Source organism: Tautonia sp. JC769 (assembly GCF_040717455.1).
Lineage (GTDB): Bacteria > Planctomycetota > Planctomycetia > Isosphaerales > Isosphaeraceae > Tautonia.
Window position 1 is genome coordinate 131,400 of the sequence record NZ_JBFEFH010000016.1, and the last position, 20,674, is coordinate 152,073.

Below are 20,674 nucleotides of genomic sequence, written 5' to 3' on the forward strand. Positions count from 1 at the left end.
GCGCCCGCGTCGCCGCGGTCGGACCTGCCGAAATCCCAGACCGTCCCCGCGACCACTCCTCCTCCCCACCGGGACGGCACGTGAAGCGAGACGATCCCGCCCCCCTCTCCCCGAAACGAATCGGCCGCGGACGGCGCAAATCCTTCGCAGAAGAAGACAAGCGTCGCATCACGCGAGTCGCACCGGGGCGCACCGAGCCCGCAATCCGGGGCGCCTCCGGCCGAAGATCGCGGGAGGCGGGGAGAGACGGCACGGTCGACTCCCCGCCCTCGACCCTCCCGACGAAACGAAGCCATTCGAGCCGGCAACGATTGCCGAAACGAACCGGGGCCGACGAACGCAACCCGTTGCAGGATCAGCGAGATCGTCCCGAGCCCCCGGCGCATCGAAGGCACACCACGGGGCGCACCGCTCAGACGTGGACCTCGTCGGTCTGCCCCAGCAGGTCCGGGTAGCGATCGCGGACGGGGGCGACCTCCGAAGCCAGGAAGGCGGTCACCTGCTCCGGGCACCGGCCGATGAACCGGCGAGGCTCCAGGGCGGCGTCGAGGTCGATCGCGGCGAAGGCGGGGTCGGCCTTCATCCGGTCGATCAGGTCGTTCCGCTCGGCCCCGTCCTTCAGGGCGTCGGCAGCGGCGATCGAGTGGACCCGGACCCGCTCGTGGAGTTCCTGCCGGTCCCCCCCGGCGCGGACGCCGGCCATCAAGACGGCCTCGGTCGCCATGAACGGCAGCTCCCGCTCGACGTTCCGGGCCACCACCTTCGGCCGGACGATCAGGCCGGGCACCACGTTCAGGTACAGCGAAAGCAACGCATCGGCCGCGAGGAACGACTGCGGCAGGGTCATCCGCCGCACGGCCGAATCGTCCAATGTCCGTTCCAGCCATTGCGTTGCGGCGGTCTGGCCGACGGCGGCCTGCTGGGCCATCAGGAAGCGGGCGATCGAGCACATCCGCTCGGCCCGCATCGGGTTCCGCTTGTAGGCCATCGCCGACGAGCCGATCTGGTTCGCCTCGAATGGCTCCTCCAGCTCCTTCTCGTGGGCCAGCAGCCGCAGGTCGTTGCCGAACCGGTGGGCACTCTCGGCCAGGGCGACCAGGGCCGAGACGACCAGCGAGTCGAGCTTCCTCGGGTACGTCTGCCCGGTGACCGGGAACGACCCCTCGAACCCGAAGGCGGCCGCCACCCGGCGGTCCAGCTCCTCCACCTTGGCATGATCGCCGTCGAACAGGTCGAGGAAGCTCGCCTGCGTGCCGGTCGTCCCCTTCACCCCCAGGAACCTGACGTCAGCAATCCGCCGCTCGACCTCCGTCAGGTCCATCAACAGGTCCTGGCACCAGAGGGTCGCCCGCTTGCCGACGGTCACGAGCTGGGCCGGCTGATAGTGGGTGTACCCCAAGCAGGGCTCGTCCTTCCAGCGGTCGGCGAAGCTCGCCAACGCGTCGATCGCCCCGACCAGGCGGTCGCGGACCATCGCCAGGCCGTCCCGCAAGAGGATCGCGTCGGTATTGTCGGTGACGTAACAGCTGGTGGCGCCGAGGTGGATGATCGCCTTCGCCTCGGGCACGGCGTCGCCGAAGGTGTGGACGTGGGCCATCACGTCGTGGCGGAGCTTCTTCTCATAAGACCGGGCCAGGTCGAAGTCGATCTGATCGACCTTCGCCTCCATCGCGGCGATCTGGGCGTCGCTGATCGGCAGGCCCAGCCCCTGCTCGGCCCTCGCCAATGCCACCCAGAGCCGCCTCCAGGTCGAGAACTTCCGGTCCGACGACCACAGCCCGGCCATCGGCCGCGTCGCGTAGCGGGAAATCAAGGGATTTTCATACGTCTGATGGCGATCCATGGCGGGCAGGCTCTGCGCAACGGGGGAGGATGGGGCGAGGCGGGTTCGGCGGGGGGAGCAAGGGGGGGCTGCGGGCGGCCGGCCGGTGCCGAGTCGGCCGCCCTGCCAGGGGGAGACGCGAGCGACGGGGGCGGACCGTGCCGCACCGGGGCCCGATCAGTCAGATCGTCACCCGGTACATCTCCTCGACGGTCGTCACCCCTTCGATGACCTTCGAGATGGCGGCCTCGCGGAGGGTCTTCATCCCTTCGTCCCGGGCGACCTGATTGATGACCTCTCGGGTCGTCTGGGTCAGGATCAGCTCGCGGATCAGCTCCGAGACCTCCAGGACCTCGAAGATGCCGACCCGCCCATGATACCCGGTGTGGAAGCAGCTCGGGCAGCCTTCGCCCCGGTGGAGGGTCAGGTCGCGGTGCTCCTCGGGGTCGAGCTTCAACGCCTTCAGGACGGTGGCGTCGGGCTTGTAGCCGACCCGGCATTCCGAGCAGATCGCCCGGACGAGCCGCTGGCTGACGACCCCCTGCAACGCCCCCGAGAGAGTGTATCCGGGGATGCCGTAATTGAACAGGGAGGCGATCGTCCCGGCCGCGTCGGAGGCGTGGATCGTGCTGAAGACGAGCACGCCGGTCAGCGCCGCCCGGATGCCGATCCCGGCGGTCTCCTCGTCCCGGATCTCGCCGATCATCAACACGTCGGGGTCCTGGCGGAGGATCGCCCGCAGGCCCTGGGCGAACCCGAGGCCGATCTGCGTGTTGATCTCCACCTGGTTGACCCCGCTGAAGCGGTACTCGACCGGGTCCTCAATCGTCAGGACGTTCCGGTTCGGGTGCGAGACCCGGTGCAGGCAGCTATACAGGGTCGTCGTCTTGCCCGCACCGACCGGCCCGCCGACGAGCACCGCCCCGTAGGGCCGGGCCAGCAGGTTCGAGATCCGGGCCGCCTGATGCGGCTCCAGCCCCAGCCGGTTCAGGTCGAACTGCACGTCGGGCGGCTCGAGCACCCGGAGCACGACCTTCTCCCCCCTCGTCGTCGGCAGGGTCGAGGACCGGAGGTTGTACGACCGGCCTTGATCCATGACCGTCAGGGATCCGTCCTGCGGGTGGCGCGACTCGACCAGGTTCATCTCCGAGAGGATCTTGATCCCCCGGACCACCGCCTGCCCGATCTCGGCGTCGAGGCCGACCATCGGGTGCAACTGGCCGTCGATCCGGAAGCGGATCAGGTAGCGGTCCTCCTGGGGGTCGAGGTGGATGTCGGTCGCCCGGGCCTTGATGGCCCGGATCATCACCTGCTCGATCAGGTCGGAGGGCACGGCCGTCTCGGCGATCGCGTGCAGCTCGGCCCGCAGGTCGCGTTCGTCGCGTTCGCTGTCGACGGCGGTCTGAGCCCCCGAGGCCCGGGCCGTCGCCTCCGCCGGCTCGGATCGCGCGTCGGCCTGCCGAGCGTCGCGATCGGCGACCGCCCGATCCAGGTCCTCGGGCGTGACCATCCGGAGGTCCTGGATCGCCCGCATCAGGGCGATCTCCTGCTCCTGGGCGTGCCGCTGGGCGACCAGCAGCCGCTCGGCCGACAGCACCTGAGCCTCCGCAAGCGCCCGGGCCAGCGTCTCGTCGTCGAGTTCCGGCCCGGACCCCGTCGCCACGTTCTCGGCCATCTCTCGTGCCTCCGGAAGAGGAAAAATGCCGATCGGGATGCCCCGGACCAGGCGGAGCCGATCGATCACATCCCGGCCGCAGCGTCCCTCGGCTCGATCACGACGAGGGGCAAGGCCCTGAGCCGTTCCTGATCTTCATGAAAATCGGTTCGATGTCCCCATCAGCGTTCGACGTTCGCGGGGCGTCGGCCGAGGCCCCGGCCTCGGCCCCGACGGGCCCCCGGCGTTGCCGCCTCGCCCCTCGGGAGGGGTGCCGACCGCCCCCCCTCCGAGACGACCGGGGAGGGAGCGACACGTCTCATCCTTCAAGATATAAAGCGCACGCCGGCCGAAAGATACGGGGAACCCCTTCCGATTCCCCGCGATCGGTCGTCCGTCCCGAGGGCCGAACCGGCCTCGGGCCCCGGGCCCGATGTCCCCCGGATCGCCCCCCGGGCGGACGGGGGTCGGCCCGACGTCTCGACCCGGCCCGCCGCCCGGTCGGCCGACCGCCCCTCGATGGCGATGGCGGAGTTGGCCTTGCCGCCCTGATCGATCTGGACTAGGGTAACGTCCCACATCGCCGACCCCCCGCGCCGGGTGCCGGATCAATTGAGTCCGGGCCCGGGTCGCCGTCCATCGCTCCCCCCTTGCCCTGGATAGTCCCCGGGCGAGGGGCACCGACTCCCACCCTCTTGAACCTGCCCCCCGCGATCGAAGGCGTACGGAGGCCCGGAGACCGAGCCCCTGGCTCGATTGCTCCGCCGCCTCGGGGCGAAAGGGCCGGCGTTCGTAACGATACGGACCACTCTCGGCAGGAACTCAAGGGAGGGGACACGGATGACCCTTCGGCCATTCGATCGAACACGGCGGTCCCTGGTGCTCGGGACGCTGGGCCTGGGGACAGTCGCCCTGGCCGCCGGGTGCGACCCCCGCGCCCTGGCCTATTTCCTCCAGCCGTTCGAGCCCACGATCGACGCGCCCGGCCCGTCGCTCAAGGGCAAGAAGGTCGTCATCCTTTGCCACGCGACGACCGGCACCATGTCCGACTTCCCCGACCTGGAGGACGACCTGGCCAAGGGGCTCGGGCGGACCCTGGCCGGCTCCGTCAAGAAGATCGAGCTGGTGCCGCACCAGAAGGTGAAGGTCTGGGTCGACGGCCACCCCGGCTACACCGACCCCTCCGCCGCCGGCCGCGACTTCGAGGCCGACTGCGTCGTCTTCCTCGAAGTCGAGGCCATCCAGCTCGAAGACTACCGCAGCCCCGGCCTCTTCCAGGGGGCGTCTCGGATCCACGTCAAGCTCTTCGAGCTGATCGAGCCGACCGACGACAAGGGCAAGCCCATCCCCGGCCGCGACCGCGAGATCATCGTCTCGCACGACGAGGTCGTCGAGACCTCGTTCCCGAGGACCCAGGGTGCCATGCCCGTCAGCGCGACGGTCAACCGCTCCGCCTTCCGCAAGAAGTTCCTGGAGATCGTCATCGCCGAGCTCGCCTGGCAGTTCATCCCCCGGGCCTCCGGCGACATGATCCAGGACACGAGCTTCTGAGCCGACCAACCCCCGGGCCGAGGGCCGGAGCATGATTGCTCGGCCCTCGGGCCTTACGTTCGGCGTCACGCGGCCCCCGGCTTCGGTTTCGGTTGGGTCGCGAGCGAGACCAAAACCAGCACCAGGAACCCGAGCGGGATCGTCACCAGCCCCGGCTGGCTGAACGGGATGATCGACTCCTCGGCGGGCAACCCATAGACGTCTCGATACGCCTGGGCACTCAACAGGATCCAGGCCAACGACGTGATCATGCCCACGAAGATCGCCGCCGAGATGCCCCACTTGGTCGTCTTCCGCCAGAACAGCAGCATCACCAGCGCCGGCAGGTTCGCCGAGGCCGCCACGTTGAACGCCCAGCCGACCAGGAAGCTGACATTCAGCTTCTCGAACGCGATCCCCAGCGCCATGGCCACCACGCCGATCACCACGGCAGACCCCTTGGCGATCCGGACCTTCCGCAGGTCGGTCATCGGCCAGCGGAGGACGTTCTCGATCAGGTCGTGCGCGATGGCCCCGCTGGCGGCCATGATCAGGCCGGAGACGGTCCCCAGCACGGTCGTGAACGCCACGGCCGAGATGATCGCGAACGGCAGCTCGCCGAAACTCCGCGCCAGCAGCGGCGCGGCCATGTTCGAGTTCGTCGGGTCGAGCACCCCGCCGGTCATCGCGCCGAGGCCGAGGTAGAGCGTCAGGACGTAGAACGCCCCGATCGCCGCGATGCCGACCACCGTGCTCCGCCGCGCCGCCTTCTGGTCCTTCACCGTGTAGTAGCGGATCAGGATATGGGGCAACGACGCCGTGCCGCCGAACAGGGCGAGCATCAAGGAGATGAAGTCGAGCTTGTCGACCAGCCGATCGCTCCGAATCCCCTTGAAGGTCGAGCTGCCGCCGGGGACCATCAGGTCGTTCCCCTCGGTCGGCACGGGATAGTAGACGGTCGTGACCGAGCCGTCGCTTCCTCGGATGATCCGGTTGCTCCAGGTGGCAATGGTGCTGTCCTGCACGGCGGTCAGGAAGTCGATCGGGCCGAGCGGGCCGGTTTCGGTCTGATCGCCGGGCAGGCGGATCACCTGGCCGACCGCCTTCAAGTCTCCCTGGCCTTCCCCCTTGCCCTGCGGCAGGCCGTTGGCCAGCCGGGAGCCGTCGGGCAAGGCGGTGAGCGTCTGCCCCCGGGCCAGTTCATCGCCTTCGGGGTCGAGGCGATACCAGACAGTGACGATCCCGGTGGCCACGTCCTCGGCCCTGACGAACGGCTCGTCGCGCCAGGCGTCGGACTCGGGGAGGATGCGGAGGCCCGGATCGCTGCCCAGTGCATCGACGGTCGTCGTCTCGAACGGCTGGAACCGGCCGTCGGGCACGGCCGGCTCGGTCGTCAGGCCGCGCCGGAGGATGAACACGGCCAGGACCGCGCAGAAGAGGACGAGCAATGCCCCCTTGATGAATTGCACATACGAGGTGGAGACCATCCCCGCCGTCACGACGATCAGGACCACCACCGCGCCGACGGTGATCACCCCGGCCTCGTGCGGCAGTCCGAGCAAGGGCCGGACCAGGGTCCCCGCGCCGACCATCTGGGGGATCAGGTAGAAGATGCTCACCACCAGGGTGCTCGCCGCCGCCGCCAGGGTGATCCCCCTCGAATCGAACTGACTGTTCAGGGCATCGGCGAACGTGAACTTGCCGAGCCGCTTCAAGGGCTCGGCCACCACGAACAGGGCGACCACCCAGCCGGCCAGGTAGCCGATCGAGTAGAGGAAGCCGTCGTAGCCGGCGAACGCGATCATCCCGCAGATGCCCAGGAACGACGCGGCCGACAGGTAATCGCCCGCGAAGGCGATCCCGTTGACGAACCAGTGGATCTGCCCGTGCGCCGCGAAGTACCCGCCCGGCTCCCGGGCCTTCCGCCCCAGGTAGAAGCTCAAACCGAGCACCGTGCCGACGAAGGCGGCGAAGACGACCACGGCGATGGTCGAGGGTTCGTAGATCATCGCCCGGCCCCTCGCGCTCGATCACCGTCACGCCCCGGCCTCGTCCCCGAGGCGGCCCAGTACCGATCGGCCACCCGCTTGCAGATGGCCATGTACACCAGCGAGAGGACGATCGCCGCGACGATCAGGCCCAGGCCGGTCGAGACCGCCAGATTCAGGCCCTCGGCGGGCCGCGTCGCCATGATGTCCGGGGCGAACGCATTGACCCCCACGAAGGCCGCGTACAGGGCCAGATACACGCCGAACAACCAGAGTCCGACCCTCGCATAGGCAATCGTCAGGGCCGGCGGCTCGTCGACGTCGTGGGCGGGAGGGCCGCCACGACTGCTGGCGGCCGGTCGTTCGTGAATCGGGGGCACAATCGCACCGAGGGTTCAGTGACCCGGCCACGCCGCGCGGGAATCGCCGGGACCAAAGGGGGGATGACGGATCGGCGTAGCGTAGCCGAACCGGAGCCGATCGCAAGCCCCTGCCGGGGGTTCATCCCAGGCCGAGCGACCAGTCGAGCCACTCATACGCCCGATCCTGCGCGACCCGAGGATAGGCGTGCCCCTCGCCGTGGTTGAACAGGCCAAGCGCCTGCCCCGCCCGGAGCAACTTCCAGACGGGCAAGCACGCTTCGATGTACGGCCAGCTCTGCGCCCCGTCGGCCGAGTCGCCGCCGATCAGCAGGAACGACCGCGGCGCGACCAGGGCGAGCACCTGGGCGTGATCGAGCGAGAAGTCCGGCCGACTCGCCGCCTCGCCGTGGTACCACGGGGCATCCCAGTTCGAGTAGCCGATGCCGATTCCCCCTTCGCTCGACACGGTGGCGCGGACCCTCGGGTCGAAGGCCGCCAGGAACAGGACCTCCTTGGCCCCGAGCGAGTGGCCGATACTGGCGATCCGCCCGGCATCGACATCGGGTTGCGCCTCGAGCAGATCCAGCGCCCGCTGCGCGTCGTAGAGCATCGCGGCCGTGCCGGTCGCCCCCGGGTGCCGATCCCGCTGCCGGGCGACGGCCTTCACATAGCGGTTCGGCTCGTCCGGCCCGTCCCAGAGGAAACACGGGGGGCAGATCGCCACGTACCCCCGGCGGGCCAGGTGCAGGCCGATGAACTTGTCGCTCGGGCCGTCCAGCCCGGCCGGCTGGCGGATGGTGGCGTCGGTCGTCGAGTGCAGGACGACCGCCCCGGGCCTCCCCATCGCGGGGGCCGGCTCGGCCGGACGCAGCAGATAGGCCTCGACCGTCCGGCCCGGCTCGGGATCGTACGCGATGAGCAGGCGATCGACCGCCCGCTGGCCGCTGACCTCGGGCTCGACCCGGTCCTGTTCCAGCACCCGGATCGCCGGCACGTTGCGGGGCCGCGGAATGACCCCGAGGAACGATCGCCAGGCCTCCATCAGTTCGGCCCGGCGTGCGGCCCAGGCTTCGGGGGTCGTGATCGGCCGGTGCTCGGCGTCGAACAGGAGCGGCGCGGGCCGGTCGGCCTCGGGCGGGATCACGTCGGGAGGGGTCTGGACCTGGGGAAGCCACGAGGGGGGTGAGCCTCGATCTTGCATTGGGCACGACTCCGCAATCAACACTCAATCAACCGAGCAGGCCGGAGAACCGAACATTTCTGTCGGGTCCTTGTCCCCGGATGCGATACGATGGAACGACGACGGGCGCCGGGCGAGGCGTGGCGTCGCGTCGCGTGGTGCGACGCGACCGGCCCGCCGGTGACCTATGCTAACGACGTCGCCGGCCGTCGGGCAGCCGGTCGAGCCGATGATCCCCGAGCCGGCCTCGCCCCGACCTCGCCGGCACGCCCGTCGGTCCGGGGCCGTCCGGAGGGTCGGCACCCGCGACCCCGGGGGACGGATCGGGGCCGGGGGGAGGGGCGTCGTCTCGTGCAGGATGGTTCCTTTGAGAACGGAGGATGCAGCGATGAGGACACACCACCACCGATCGAACCGGATGCTCGGACTCGCGGGGGTGATCCTCGCCGCGACCCTGGTCCCGATCGGGTCGACCGAGGTCCACGCGCAACAGCAATTGCGGGCCCCCGTGCCGTCGGCGCCGTATTACGCGCCGCCCCCGACCAACCAATATGCCGCGAACCTGGGCATCACCTACCGGCTCGAGCGGTACGGCAATGCCCAGGGGGCCCGCCTGACGCAGTATCCGGTCGCCGGGTCGCCCGCCGGCCAGATCCAACTGGAACCGGGCGACATGATCATCGCGCTCGACGGCCAGCCGATCTACGGGCCGAACGACCTCTTGAACCACTCGGCGCAGACGTCGGTGCAGTTCGTCAACATCCGCACCGGCCGGCCGCAAACGAACTGGGTGTACATTCCGCCGGTCAATCCCGGTCCCGCACCGGGTCCTGCCCCGGCTCCGGGGCCGTTCCCGCCGCCGGTGCCGCCGCAGCCCCCGTTCCCCGATCCGGGGTTCGGCCCCTTGCCCTATACGCTCGGCGTGGCCACGCAGTTGACGGCGGTGGCGAACACGAACCAGGTCTATGCCGCCCCGGCTCCCGGCGAGTCGTCGCCGCGATTGGCGATGCGGCCGACCTATGGCCTGCGCGTGACCCAGGTGGTCCCCGGCGGCGCCGCGCAGCGGTCGGGCATCGAGCTGGGCGACACGATCATGTCGGCCAACGGCGTCCCCATGAGCGATTCGAACGCCCTGAGACGCGTCATCGCCAGTTCCGGAGGGGCGCTCAACCTGATCGTCCGCGACGTGAGGAGACCCGGCGTCGATGTGCCCGTGTACGTCGTGCTCGATGCCTCGGGCGGCCAGGTCTACGCCAGCCCCGCTCCTGCCCAGGCCCCGACGCCCACTCCAGCTCCAACTCCTATTCCCACTCCGTATCCGTCGTCGATCCCCCTGCCGCTTCCCGTGCCCAATCCGACGCCCTGAGACGGGCACGCCGAAGGGGCTGCCCCCCGCTTAACCCCCGCCCCGCTTGGGTGAGAGGGTGGCCGCCAGGCCGGGTGAGGGGGCGTTTGCCGACTCGCCCCGCTCTGCGATTCGAACCCAGACTCCTCACCCCGCCCTCGGGGAGTCGGAGCCAATTCAACCCTCGCCCCCCTTGGGGGAGAGGGTGGCCGAAGGCCGGGTGAGGGGGAGCCTGACGGACGCGCCGAGCACTGCGAACCGGACGGCGACCCCTCACCCCGGCCCTCTCCCCGCGAGCGGGGAGAGGGAGACGGAGCTGATCAGCCGGCAGGCAGCCGAGAACGGGTCCAGGCGCATCGAATCGCCCGGAGTCCGTCCGGGCGATCTTGCGATTACTCGGCCCCTTCGGCGGGAGCGGCATCCCCCTCGGAGGCGGGGGCAGCGTCGGTCTTGGGGGCCTTGACCTTCGGCTCGGCGGCGCGCTGGGCGCGGGCCTCGGCCTTGGCGGCCTTCTTGGCCTTGCGGGCCTCGCGCTTCTGGGTGCGGACGGCGGCGGCCTCGGCCTCGTTGGCCTTGCCCCGGATGCGTTCCTTGAGGCGGACGGCCTTGCCGATGCGGTCGCGGAGGAAGTACAGCTTGGCGCGACGGACCTTGCCCGATCGCTTCACGACGACGTCGGCGATCCGAGGGGAGTGGACCGGGAAGGCCCGCTCGACCCCCTCGCCGGCGACGATCCGGCGGACGATGAACATCTCGCGGACGCCGGCCCCGGATCGGGAGATGACGACGCCGTTGAAGATCTGGATGCGTTCCTTGTCCCCTTCGAGGATCCGGACGTGCACGTCGACCGTGTCGCCGATCTCGAAGTGAGGGACCTTCTCGCGCAAACCGGTCTTCTCGACCAGTTCCATCAGGGCGTTCTGCATGGGAGGGGTCCTTGTGTGCCTGTCTGTCTTGAAACCGGATGAATCAAAGGAGAACGGTATTCTGAGTGGACGCCCGAGGCGCCCGACCGTGGCCGTTGGGCCTGGGTCAGCCCGTCCCTGCCTCGCGTCGCTGCTGGCGTCGCCAGCGGTCGATGGCGGCGTGGTCGCCGCTCAGCAGGACGTCGGGCACGGTCAGGCCGCGGTACGATCGGGGTCGGGTGTAGTGCGGATATTCGAGGCCGCCGTCGGGCCCGAACGACTCGTCGACCGCGCTCCGTTCGTCGCCGAGGACGCCGGGGACCAGCCGCATGACCGCGTCGATGACCACCATGGCCGGGACTTCCCCCCCGGAGAGGACGTAGTCGCCGATCGAGAGCGCCTCGGGCCGCAGCACGTCGAGAATCCGCTGGTCGAACCCCTCATAACGCCCGCAGAGCAGGGTGATTCGGGGTTCCCGGGCCAATTCGGCGACGAACGGTTGATCGAGGCGTCGGCCGGAGGGGGTCAGGGCGATCAGGCGTCCGGGTCGGTCGCCGAAGCTTGCCTGGACCGCCTCGACCGCCGAGACGACCGGGGGGGCCATCATCAGCATGCCGGGGCCGCCGCCGAAGGGGGTGTCGTCGACGCTCCGGTGCCGGTCGAGGGCCCACCGGCGGATGTCCCAGAGGTTGACCGAGATCAAGCCTCGGCGGATCGCCCGCTTCAGGATGCTCTCGGACAAAAACCCCCCGAACAGGCCGGGGAAGAGCGTCAGGACGTCAAATCGCAGCGGAGGCGGTCGCATCGTCGGGTGGCCCGTTGCTCGTCGGCCGGCCGGTGCCGGAACAGGGCGTGGGTCTGGCGGTCAAGCGCGATCGGAAAGGAGAACGGCGAGGCGCCGTCTGGGTCCTGTCCGGTCGCGGGCTGTCGGCCGATCACGCCCAGGAACGTCCCTTTTGGCTGGCGGCCGGGCCGGTCAGGATTGCGATTCCTCGGCCTTCGGCTCCTCGGCGGCCGGGGCGGCGGCGTCGGCCGGGGCCTCGGCGGCGGGGGCCTCGGCCTCGGCCTCGGGGGCCGGCGGGGCGGCCTTCGGCTTGGGGGCGGGGCCGCCGGTCAGGTGGGTCGTCTTGGCGCCGGGCGCGGGACGCTCCTCGGCCGGGACGTCATCCCAGGCCTCGCCGTTGGCGGGCTTGGTGATGCCGTGCCGCTTGAGCATCGCGGCCACCTTCTCGGTCGGCTGGGCGCCGACGGAGAGCCAGTAGCGGACGCGGGGGGTGTTGAACCACTCGCGGGCCGATTCGTTCCGGACGAGCGGATCGTACCAGCCGAGTTCCTCGATGGCGCGGCCGTCCCGGGGGGTCCGGGCGTCCATCACGCAGATCCGGTAGAACGGGCGGTGCCGTCGGCCGAACGACTTCATGCGAATCTTGACCATCTCGATCGATCACTCCCAGGCAATCGGAAGCGCGGCTCGGACGCATGTTCTTGAGTCCCAAACGTGTCGGGTGCTCCCCTCGTCGCTCCGGCCGAACGAACGGGTCGTTCAGGCAGAGCAATCGGGAAACGGGGCCGGTTCCCGAGCCATCGGCGGCCCCGCGGCCGGCAGATCGACCCCAAAAGGTCGCAAGCCGGCTCATCCCCTCTCATTCGGCGAATCGGTGCGGCGAGACGTTCGTTCCATCCATCCGGTCAGGACAAGCGGCCTGGCCCCGTTCGTCGTCTCGCCCGGACGAAAGGAAGGCTGGGCCGTGGTTCGAGGCAGGGTCACCGCCAACCGGCGAGGGGCGGGATCCTGCCGTGTGCGGCATCAACGGCTCAGGGGTTGGGCCCCCCTTTGCGTTTCTCGCGCTGCTCGCGCTGGAGGCGGCGGGCCTCCTTCTCGCGGAGCTTCTTCTGCTTCTCGCGTTCCTTGGCGCTGAGGCGCTTGCCGGTGCTCTGCTTGGAGGTCTTCAGCATGGCGCCGGGGTTGAAGGCGCCGGCCTTGCCGAGGCCCGAGAGGGTCTTCACCCGGTCGAGCATCGACATCTGCGACATCTGCTTGACCATCGCGGCCATGGCGTCGAACTGCTTGACCAGGCCGGAGACGTCCTGAGGCTCACACCCGGCCCCGGCGGCGATCCGGCGGCGTCGGCTGATGTCGATCCGGTCCGGGTCGCGGCGTTCTTCGGGAGTCATGCTGTCGATGATCCCCTGGATCCGCTTGACCTCGGCGTCGGCGTCGACCCCTTCGAGCATCGAACCCATCTGGTTCATGCCCGGGATCTTGCCCATGAGGTCCTTGACCGACCCCATCTTCTTCATCGTGACGATCTGCTTGCGGAAGTCGTCGAGGTCGAACTTCCCCTTGGCCATCCGCTCCTGCTGGCGCCTGGCCTCTTCCTCGTCGACGGCGTCCTTGGCCGCCTCGACCAGGCCGACGATGTCGCCCATGCCGAGCATCTGGCCGACGATCCGCTGGGGGTCGAACACGTCGAGCCGTTCGAGCTTCTCCCCCATGCCGACGAACTTGATCGGCACGCCCGTGACCTGCCGGACCGACAGGGCGGCGCCGCCGCGGGCGTCGCCGTCGAGCTTCGTCAGGATCACGCCGTCGAGCTCGAGCGCCTCGTTGAACGATCCGGCCGAGGCCACGGCGTCTTGCCCCGTGAGGGCGTCGCAGACGAAGTAGACCTGATGGGGGCGGACCTTCTTCTCGATCCGCTTGAGCTGGCCCATCAGCTCGTCGTCGACGTGCAGGCGGCCGGCGGTGTCGAGGATCACCGTGTCGCGGCCCAGGCGGTCGGCCTCGGCCACCCCCTTGCGGCAGACCTCGACCGGATCGGCCTTCGACGGATCCTCGGTGTAGACCGGAACATCAAGCTGCTGGCCGAGGACCTTGAGCTGCTCGATGGCCGCCGGGCGTTGCAGGTCGGCGGCCACGAGCAAGGGCTTGCGGCCGAGGCCGAGCATCCGGCGGGCGAGCTTGCCGGCGGTCGTCGTCTTGCCCGAGCCTTGCAGGCCGCAGAGCATCAAGACCGTCGGCCCGGACTTCTCGAAGCGGATGTGCGGGTCGCCCTCCCCCATCAGGTCGATCAGCTCGTCGTGGACGATCTTGACGATCTGCTGGTCGGGGCGGACGCTCTTGATCAGCTCCTGGCCGGCGGCCTTCTCGGTCACGCGCTTCATGAAGCGCTGGACGACCTCGTAGTTGACGTCGGCTTCCAGCAAGGCGGTCCGGACGGCCTTCAGGCCCTCCTGCATGTTGGCCTCGGTCAGCTTACCACGGACCTTGAACCGGCCGAGGGCGTCTGACAGGCGGTGCTGGATGTCGTCGAACATGGGAGGCGTACCGTGATCGCCACGTTGAGGGATTGCGAATCGCCAATTGTAACGATCGGGCCGCCCCCGAGCAATGCCGGCGCCCGGAAGCGGGCCGGATGTCCCGATTCGTCGCCGGGCCCTCCCCGCGGCTGGACCGCGTCCCGGCCCTCACGCCCCCTCGATCCCGGGCCCGATCACGCTCGCGGGGGACGCGAGTGCCGACCCGCCAGGCCCGCCCTCGTCGGCCGATCGAGCACCTCGGGGCCGAAGGTCGTGACGAAGTCCGAGCCGGGCCGGCCGGTCCCCGAGCCGTCGAGGAAGGCCCCCGAAGCGGAGGTCAAGCCCTCGGGCGGGGTCCCGATCACGGTCAGCCGGTAGGCCCGATGCAGCGGCAGGCGAAGGCCGGGGACGAGCGTCACCGTCGTCCCCGACGGGTCGGGGACCGCCGAGGCGATCGGGACGGCCCGGTCGTCCGCCGTCCCGAGCCGACCATCGCGGCCGGGGGCGACCAGGCGGTACCCGTCGGGACTGCCTGCCCGGTGCGGGTCCATCGGCTCGCTGAAGGAGAGGAGAAGCCGGGTCGGCCGGGCGTGGAACCCCTGGCGATGCAGGCCGGTGACGACCGGCGGGAGCGCCGGCCAGGAGACCGACGCCGGAGTCGAGACGACGGTCGAGCCCCCGGGCTGGATGGCCGAGGCGATCACCGCGTCGGTCCCCAGCCCGCCCTCGCCCTCGTAGGAGAAGACGAGGCGGCCGTCGAGGTCGGTCAACGCGATCGGCCCGGCGATCCCGGCGTTCGGGCCGGAGACGACCTGGATCGCCGCCGGGACACCGGCCAGGGGCAGGCCGTCGGCGTCCGTCAGGGTCAGCCTGACCGTCACCGGCTGGCCGGGGGAGGGCATGGGGGGGTCCGGGGTCGCGACGATCTCCGCAGACACCTCGGCCTCGAACGCGCCGGAGTCGGGGGCGGAGGCCGAGGGCCGGGGGATGCCCCGCTGGTCGGCCGTCACCCCGAGGACCGGCACCGCCGCGTCGATGGCCGGGCTCCCCGGCAGCAACGCCCGGGTCGGGGTCGGGCCGCCGTTGTCACCCAGGGGACCGAGGCGGGGATCGACCTCGGCGCGATCCGAGGGGGCCAGTTCCAGGCCCGGCGCGTCGGCGAAGACGTTGCCGCCCATCGACACCACCTCCGCGCCGTCGTTCACGATCGAGCCGCCCGGATTGCTCCCGAAGAGGCTCGACACGACCGCCACCCGACGGGGCGTCAGCGGCGGGATCGTGAACGCGACGACGCCGCCCCCCTCGTTGTCGGCGATCGTCGCGTGGGCGAGGATCACGTCGCCGTCGGTCGAGATGCCGCCCCCGGACAACGCCCGGTTCCCGCTGATCGTCGTGTTCACGACCGTCGCCGACCCCGACTGCCCCTGCACCAATGCCCCGCCGCTCCCCGAGGGCCCGAACCCTCCCCGGCCCTCCGCCGCGTTGCCGACCAGGGTCGACGCCGAGAGGGCCAGCGGGCCGTTGCTGGCAATCGCCCCCCCCAGGGCGATGCCGCCCCGAATGCCCTGGGAGTCAACCCGGTTCTCCTCGAACACCGACTCCGTGATCGACAGCGGCTCGGAGCTGGAGACGGCCCCCCCGCGGGCATCGGCCGTGATCCCGTCGGTCGCCCGCACGCGGTTCCGGGCGAAGGAGGACCCGATGATCGTCATCGGCCCGGCATTCCGGACGGCCCCGCCTTCGGCCGATGCGAAGCTCGTCGGCCCCCCCGGCGCCTGCGAGTCGGCCCGATTGTCCTCGAACGCCGACCCGAGAATCGCCGCCGTCCCGACGTTCGCCAGCGCCCCGCCCGAGGCCGCGGCGCCGAGGAAACCGGACGACCGGGCTTCATTCCGGGAGAAGGAGGAATCGACCACCCGGAGCAGCCCGGAGTTCACGATGCCGCCCCCCTGCGCCCAGGCCCCGAGCACGGCCGACCGCAAGCCCCCCGTGGCCGCATTATCGACCACCATCGAGCCGTCGAGCGTCAGGGTGCCGTCGTTGTCGATCCCCCCGCCCGCATCCGCAACATTGCCGTCCAGGGTCGAGGCGGTGACCGTCAGCGAGCCGGAGTTGAGGATGCCGCCGCCCCGGCCGGTCCCCGGGTTGAGCGAGCCGATCGTTTGCATCCCGCCGGCGGCCGCATTGCCGACGATCGTGGTCCGGACGAGTTCCATCGTCCCCGCATTGTGGATCGCCCCCCCGAACCCGTCGCCGCCGCCGCCGACGGCGTTCAATCCCCGGGCCTCGTTCTCCCGGAGGATCGCGTCGACGATCGTCATGACGCCGGTGTTCGAGACGCCCCCGCCCCGCGCGTCGGCCAGTTCGAACCCGGCCCGGTTGTCGCGGATCTCGACCTCGGAGAGGACCAGCGTCCCCGCGTTGGCCACGCCGCCGCCGGCCGTCGCCAGGCCCCCGGCCAGGGTCAGCCCCGCAAGCGAGACCGTCACCCCCTCGCCGACGGTGATGATCCGGAAGGCGGGGGCCTCGTCGTCCTGCGACCGCTCCAGGGTCAGGACTTCGGAACCCGGCCCGACCATCGCCAGGTCGGTCGTCAGGTCGGGCAGCTTCGTTTGCAGCGTGATCGTGCCCGTCAGGCCCGGTTCGAAGCGGATGATGTCGTGGTCGGGATCGGCGTTCGCCTGCTCGATCGCCCCGCGCAACGATCCGGGGCCGTCGTCGTCGAGCACGCAGACGGTGAACGTCGCCAGCAGGCACCGGGGCTCCAGCCCCTCCAAGCGAGGCCGGACGCCGTCGCGGCGGCCCCGGCCGCCTCGCCGATTCGGATCGAGGGACATGGCTCGGCCTCCGGTCGCCTTGAGCTGCGGGCATCCTCCCCGGTCCCGGGGCCCTTTTCTTTGCTCGCGAGGCAAAAAAACGAAAGGGTCCGGACCACCCCGGGTGGATGCGGTTCGCCTTCCAGCCTGACCCGCCGACCGCCCCGAGTCAAATCACCCCGGGGCCGATCAGGGGGCCAGCAGCGGCGAGCCGTCGCGGGCGGCCTCGGTCAGCCGGGCGACCTCGTCGGCCGAGAGCGGCCGGTCGAAAATCATCAGGTCGTCGAGCAACCCCGCGTAGTTCAGGCCGAGGAAGATGACCGCCCGGCCCGGGTCCCACGAGTAGCGCTGATCCCATCCCGAGACGGTCCCGCGCAGCTCGCCGTCGAGGTAGAGCCGGGCCTCGCCATCCGGTCGGCCGGTGTTGAAGCGATCGAAGGTGATGACGACGTGGGTCCAGCGCCCGGAGGCGAAAGGCGGCTCGGCCACGGCGACGACCGGCTTCTCGGCGTCGGGCAGGGCCTCGAAGTCCTTGTCCTCCGGGTTCCAGACGGCCAGGTCGGCCAGCACGCCGAGCCGGAAGGCCCGGGGGCGGTCGTCTCGGGTGAAGTCGTTCCAGATGGCCGCGTCGTTCCAGGCGTTCTGGGTGATCTGGATCGGGTCCACGTACGACGGCGGCAGCTCCGGCTCAGGGTCGAGGCTCAAAAAGTACGAGATCGTGCCCGACCAGCCGTCGCCGCCGGGCCCCTCGAACGGCAGGTTCTCGGCGACCCGGAAGAAGTGGACCCGCTGATTCTCCTTCGAGAAGCGCAGGGCCCCGCCCGACCGCCCCCCCTCGGCCGGCCGATCGACGCCGGGGCCGTCCGGCCCGGCCACCGGATTCGCCCGCGCCGCCGTCTCGGCCGAATAGAAGGTCGGGTCCCCCCCGGCCACCTCGGCGTCGAACCCGTCGTCGAACGTCGCCGCGAAGGAGAGCGACGCGGCCAGCTCGGCCGGCATCGCGGCGTCGGGCTCCTGTGCCCTTGCCCGGAGACCCTGCGAGGCGCTCACGACCACCAGCACGATGGCGAAGGTCGGGGCAGTTCGGCATCGTCCGATCATCGGCTCAATCCTCCCGGTCGATCGTCGAAAGCAACCAGTGTTTCAGGATCGAGCGTAGCGAGGCCGCCCCCGATCGGGAACCGGCAAGCGGCCCGGTCGTCCGAACAGAGGCGAACCCGCCGAATCGGGCGATGCCGTCCAACGCGTTTCGGGATCGGTTCCATCAACCAACCCCGAGGGGCGGTCCGACCCGATCTCAAGGGGTGCCGGCCGCCCCTCGAGGGCCCTTGCCGCCGGGGGTCATGGCATTGAGCTCGGGCCCGGACGACGGCCCGTCTCCGTCGGAAGGGATTTCGACCAGCCCGGCATCGTTCCCCTCGACCGGAGTCGGGGCGGCATCCTCTCCCCCCGAGCACCCGGCCGCCAGCAGGCAGGCCGCCATGCCCAGGGTTCCGAACATCCCGGCAAGGGTCCGACGCGGTTCCATGGCGGATCGAACTCGATCGTTGCAACAAAACACAGGGACTCTCCTCTCGATCATGGAAGGCGAGCCCGCCGCCCGGCGGCGGGGCCTCGCCCGGGAATCAGCGAACCCCGCCCGGGCCGGCCCATCGGGCCGATCCGGGCGGGGCGTGAGCCGCCGGCAACGCGACGGAAGGCGAACGCGAACGCCGCCGTCAGAACTGGTCGGCGCTGATGACCTCGCCCTTGTTCTTGGTCGCGAGCGCTTGGTAGACGCCCGACCGGAAGACGGCCGGGTCACCGACCTCGTAGGTCGTCGCCCAGAAGGCCGAGCCGTTGGTCTGGGTCGTCAGGCCGACGGGCAATTCGGTGGCCGGGTCGATCTGCCAGGTGTCGATCGTCTCCTTGATGAACTTCACCGAGCCGTCGGCCATGGCGAAGTTCGCGCCTCCGGGGTGGAAGCTGCTGGCGGCCATGATGTGGGAGTCGGCCCAGGCGTTCGCCGGGGCGTAGCGCGGCATCTTCTTGTGGGCGTTGATCGGGTACATCGCGGTGATCTGGGTGTCGCCGTAGGCCCCCGAGGTCCACCAGCCCCAGTCGGCCGTCTCCGAAGGGTTGCGGTCGGCCAGGATGCCGTTGGCGTGCTCCATGAACATGATGGTGTTGCTCAGGCCGTCCTTGATCTCGGCGAAGGTCGTCTCGCTGTGCACGGCGAAGACCCCCAGCGAGTTGGCCCGCACCCGGCCGTACTGCGAGTGCACCAGGCCGCCCGGGCGCCCCTCGGTCGGCGGCAGCGAGTAGGTGTTGCTCGGCCACAGGCCGCCGTTGCCGGCGTAGCTGGTGTGGGCCATCCGCGGGTAGGCGGTCGAGCTGTGGGTGCTCAGCTCGGTGGCCGTCGGGTCGCTCGGGCAGGCGAAGGTCGAGACGCTGGTGCCGTGGATGGTGATGTTCTGGTGCATGAACATATTCACGTCGTAGTTGATCGCGTTGGCCAGCGCCGTCTGCTCGATGTACGGCAGGAAGCCCGGGAACGGCCCGTGGAGCGACGTGACCGAGGTGTTCGAGCCGGGGACCCACCCCCAGCGCAGGCCCGACGGCAGCCGCTGCCACGAGTCCACGTAGTTGTGGGCGGCCAGCGCCATCTGCTTCATGTTGTTGGTGCACTGCGCCCGCCGGGCCGCCTCGCGGGCGCTCTGGACGGCCGGCAGCAGCAGGGCGATCAGGACGCCGATGATGGCGATCACGACGAGCAGTTCGATCAGCGTGAAGCCGCGCGCCGGGCCGCGGCGGGATCGGGGAGGACGATTCATCGCGAGACGCTCCGAAGAAATCGAGATGTGAGTGTCGGTCGAGGTGAATAAAAAAAGATCGAAACGCTGTCGGCCCGGTCGCACCCGCTGCGAAGAGTCAAGTGCGGGCCGGCCGACGGGCGGAAAGGCAAGCAACGGGCGTGCGGTCCGAAGCATTTCGCAGGTCGAGCGGGACTGGCCCCCCGACGCGGCGAAGGACAACCACGCGTACGAATCACGAACCAACGCAATCGAACGATGCAGATCGCTCCGCCCGGCAAGCACCGGGCGGGGTCGAGACGAGACGAGACGAGACGAAACCGCGGATCGGAAACGAGGCTTCGGCCGAGAAACCGAGGGAAAGGAAGATTTTCAAGAACGAACGATCGGTCTCCGCCCGGTCCCGGTCCGAACCGATGCCGCTCGGCAAGGCAGGCCACCCCTCCTGTCGAGCACCCCACCCGGGCCCCGCCCCCCCCCAACCGAAGCCGATTGGGCCGGGCGAAGCGGCGGCATGCCAGGATCAGGGGACGGACCATCCTCGCCCGAGCATGACGGAACCTCCCACGCAGGGCGACACGGCCGGCCTCGGCCGCGGCGTTGAGGCGCGAGGGAGCTCGGCTCAACCGGAACGAGATGCGATTCGTCTCACTGCAAGAACGCGACCACGAGCAGTCGAGAGAGGTGGCCGCTCGTGGCCCAAACGTGCTGTCGAGTGAAGCACTGCATGCAGTTACATGAAGAGACTTGATGTCACTCAACGGTCATCAGTCATAGCGATTCTGCCGCTCCCGAATCAAGGGGGCAGTGAACGATTCGAGAAGAAAATCGGAGCAAGGCCACCGATTTCCAAATGCCTCGCCCCCGTCGACGCCCCCTTCCCGATTCCCTCCATCGGGAATCAGGCCCCCGATCGGCCGCCACGGCCCGGCCGGTCGGCGGGCCCGAGCGGGCGGAGTGGGGCCCTCCCTCCGGCCCCG

At 70.1% G+C, this 20,674-nt stretch carries 14 protein-coding genes and 1 pseudogene; 2 read left to right on the forward strand and 13 right to left on the reverse strand.

Features of this window, described 5'->3' with window-relative positions; genetic code table 11:
* Nucleotides 1–412 precede the first annotated feature (412 nt).
* Nucleotides 413–1,843 (reverse strand): adenylosuccinate lyase, encoded by a 1,431-nt coding sequence (gene purB, locus AB1L88_RS16510; protein WP_367097778.1) that lies wholly within the window; start codon nucleotides 1,841–1,843, stop codon nucleotides 413–415.
* Between the two features lie 160 nt (nucleotides 1,844–2,003).
* On the reverse strand, nucleotides 2,004–3,497 hold the full coding sequence (locus AB1L88_RS16515) for a GspE/PulE family protein (protein WP_367097779.1): 1,494 nt from the start codon (nucleotides 3,495–3,497) through the stop codon (nucleotides 2,004–2,006).
* Nucleotides 3,498–4,316: 819 nt separating this feature from the next.
* On the opposite strand from AB1L88_RS16515, the gene AB1L88_RS16520 reads away from it, so the two are divergent.
* Complete coding sequence (locus AB1L88_RS16520) at nucleotides 4,317–5,027, forward strand: hypothetical protein (protein ID WP_367097780.1); 711 nt, start codon at nucleotides 4,317–4,319, stop codon at nucleotides 5,025–5,027.
* Between the two features lie 65 nt (nucleotides 5,028–5,092).
* On the opposite strand, the gene AB1L88_RS16525 is transcribed toward AB1L88_RS16520, so the two are convergent.
* From AB1L88_RS16525 to AB1L88_RS16535, 3 genes are all read right to left on the reverse strand, one after another.
* Complete coding sequence (locus AB1L88_RS16525) at nucleotides 5,093–7,015, reverse strand: cation acetate symporter (RefSeq protein WP_367097781.1); 1,923 nt, start codon at nucleotides 7,013–7,015, stop codon at nucleotides 5,093–5,095.
* Entirely contained in the window at nucleotides 7,012–7,374 is a 363-nt protein-coding gene (locus AB1L88_RS16530) for a DUF485 domain-containing protein (RefSeq protein WP_367097782.1), read from the reverse strand. The genes AB1L88_RS16525 and AB1L88_RS16530 overlap by 4 nt, the downstream gene beginning before the upstream one ends.
* A gap of 121 nt (nucleotides 7,375–7,495) precedes the next feature.
* Nucleotides 7,496–8,557 (reverse strand): dienelactone hydrolase family protein, encoded by a 1,062-nt coding sequence (locus tag AB1L88_RS16535; RefSeq protein ID WP_367097783.1) that lies wholly within the window; start codon nucleotides 8,555–8,557, stop codon nucleotides 7,496–7,498.
* Nucleotides 8,558–8,924: 367 nt separating this feature from the next.
* Between AB1L88_RS16535 and AB1L88_RS16540 the strand changes: the two genes are divergently transcribed.
* On the forward strand, nucleotides 8,925–9,902 hold the full coding sequence (locus tag AB1L88_RS16540; RefSeq protein WP_367097784.1) for a PDZ domain-containing protein: 978 nt from the start codon (nucleotides 8,925–8,927) through the stop codon (nucleotides 9,900–9,902).
* A gap of 557 nt (nucleotides 9,903–10,459) precedes the next feature.
* On the opposite strand, the pseudogene rplS reads toward AB1L88_RS16540, so the two are convergent.
* The 8 genes and pseudogenes from rplS to AB1L88_RS16580 all read right to left on the reverse strand — a co-directional run.
* Nucleotides 10,460–10,807 (reverse strand): annotated as a pseudogene (gene rplS / locus AB1L88_RS16545) (50S ribosomal protein L19); the annotation flags it as partial.
* 106 nt (nucleotides 10,808–10,913) lie between these two features.
* Entirely contained in the window at nucleotides 10,914–11,576 is a 663-nt protein-coding gene (trmD, locus tag AB1L88_RS16550) for a tRNA (guanosine(37)-N1)-methyltransferase TrmD (RefSeq protein WP_367097795.1), read from the reverse strand.
* Nucleotides 11,577–11,762: 186 nt separating this feature from the next.
* A complete protein-coding gene (gene rpsP, locus AB1L88_RS16555; RefSeq protein WP_367097785.1) occupies nucleotides 11,763–12,221 on the reverse strand; it encodes a 30S ribosomal protein S16 in 459 nt (152 codons plus the stop codon).
* 380 nt (nucleotides 12,222–12,601) lie between these two features.
* Nucleotides 12,602–14,104 carry a signal recognition particle protein gene (gene ffh, locus AB1L88_RS16560; RefSeq protein WP_367097786.1) on the reverse strand — a complete coding sequence of 501 codons (1,503 nt, stop codon included), beginning with the start codon at nucleotides 14,102–14,104 and terminating at the stop codon, nucleotides 12,602–12,604.
* 176 nt (nucleotides 14,105–14,280) lie between these two features.
* Complete coding sequence (locus AB1L88_RS16565) at nucleotides 14,281–16,923, reverse strand: choice-of-anchor Q domain-containing protein (protein WP_367097787.1); 2,643 nt, start codon at nucleotides 16,921–16,923, stop codon at nucleotides 14,281–14,283.
* 168 nt (nucleotides 16,924–17,091) lie between these two features.
* On the reverse strand, nucleotides 17,092–18,003 hold the full coding sequence (locus AB1L88_RS16570; RefSeq protein WP_367097788.1) for a LamG domain-containing protein: 912 nt from the start codon (nucleotides 18,001–18,003) through the stop codon (nucleotides 17,092–17,094).
* A gap of 196 nt (nucleotides 18,004–18,199) precedes the next feature.
* A complete protein-coding gene (locus tag AB1L88_RS16575) occupies nucleotides 18,200–18,403 on the reverse strand; it encodes a hypothetical protein (RefSeq protein ID WP_367097789.1) in 204 nt (67 codons plus the stop codon).
* 217 nt (nucleotides 18,404–18,620) lie between these two features.
* Nucleotides 18,621–19,715, reverse strand: coding sequence for a DUF1559 domain-containing protein (locus AB1L88_RS16580; RefSeq protein WP_367097790.1), 1,095 nt, complete (start codon nucleotides 19,713–19,715; stop codon nucleotides 18,621–18,623).
* Between the last annotated feature and the right edge of the window lie 959 nt (nucleotides 19,716–20,674).

What these genes read in the sequence shown, in the direction of transcription:
- AB1L88_RS16520 (WP_367097780.1), top strand. Translation starts at nt 4,317, where the DNA reads ATGACCCTTCGGCCATTCGATCGAACACGGCGGTCCCTGGTGCTCGGG.
- AB1L88_RS16575 (WP_367097789.1), bottom strand. Translation starts at nt 18,403, where the DNA reads ATGTTCGGAACCCTGGGCATGGCGGCCTGCCTGCTGGCGGCCGGGTGC.
- AB1L88_RS16565 (WP_367097787.1), bottom strand. Translation starts at nt 16,923, where the DNA reads ATGTCCCTCGATCCGAATCGGCGAGGCGGCCGGGGCCGCCGCGACGGC.
- AB1L88_RS16570 (WP_367097788.1), bottom strand. Translation starts at nt 18,003, where the DNA reads ATGATCGGACGATGCCGAACTGCCCCGACCTTCGCCATCGTGCTGGTG.
- AB1L88_RS16580 (WP_367097790.1), bottom strand. Translation starts at nt 19,715, where the DNA reads ATGAATCGTCCTCCCCGATCCCGCCGCGGCCCGGCGCGCGGCTTCACG.
- AB1L88_RS16540 (WP_367097784.1), top strand. Translation starts at nt 8,925, where the DNA reads ATGAGGACACACCACCACCGATCGAACCGGATGCTCGGACTCGCGGGG.
- ffh (WP_367097786.1), bottom strand. Translation starts at nt 14,104, where the DNA reads ATGTTCGACGACATCCAGCACCGCCTGTCAGACGCCCTCGGCCGGTTC.
- purB (WP_367097778.1), bottom strand. Translation starts at nt 1,843, where the DNA reads ATGGATCGCCATCAGACGTATGAAAATCCCTTGATTTCCCGCTACGCG.
- rpsP (WP_367097785.1), bottom strand. Translation starts at nt 12,221, where the DNA reads ATGGTCAAGATTCGCATGAAGTCGTTCGGCCGACGGCACCGCCCGTTC.
- AB1L88_RS16525 (WP_367097781.1), bottom strand. Translation starts at nt 7,015, where the DNA reads ATGATCTACGAACCCTCGACCATCGCCGTGGTCGTCTTCGCCGCCTTC.
- AB1L88_RS16535 (WP_367097783.1), bottom strand. Translation starts at nt 8,557, where the DNA reads ATGCAAGATCGAGGCTCACCCCCCTCGTGGCTTCCCCAGGTCCAGACC.
- AB1L88_RS16515 (WP_367097779.1), bottom strand. Translation starts at nt 3,497, where the DNA reads ATGGCCGAGAACGTGGCGACGGGGTCCGGGCCGGAACTCGACGACGAG.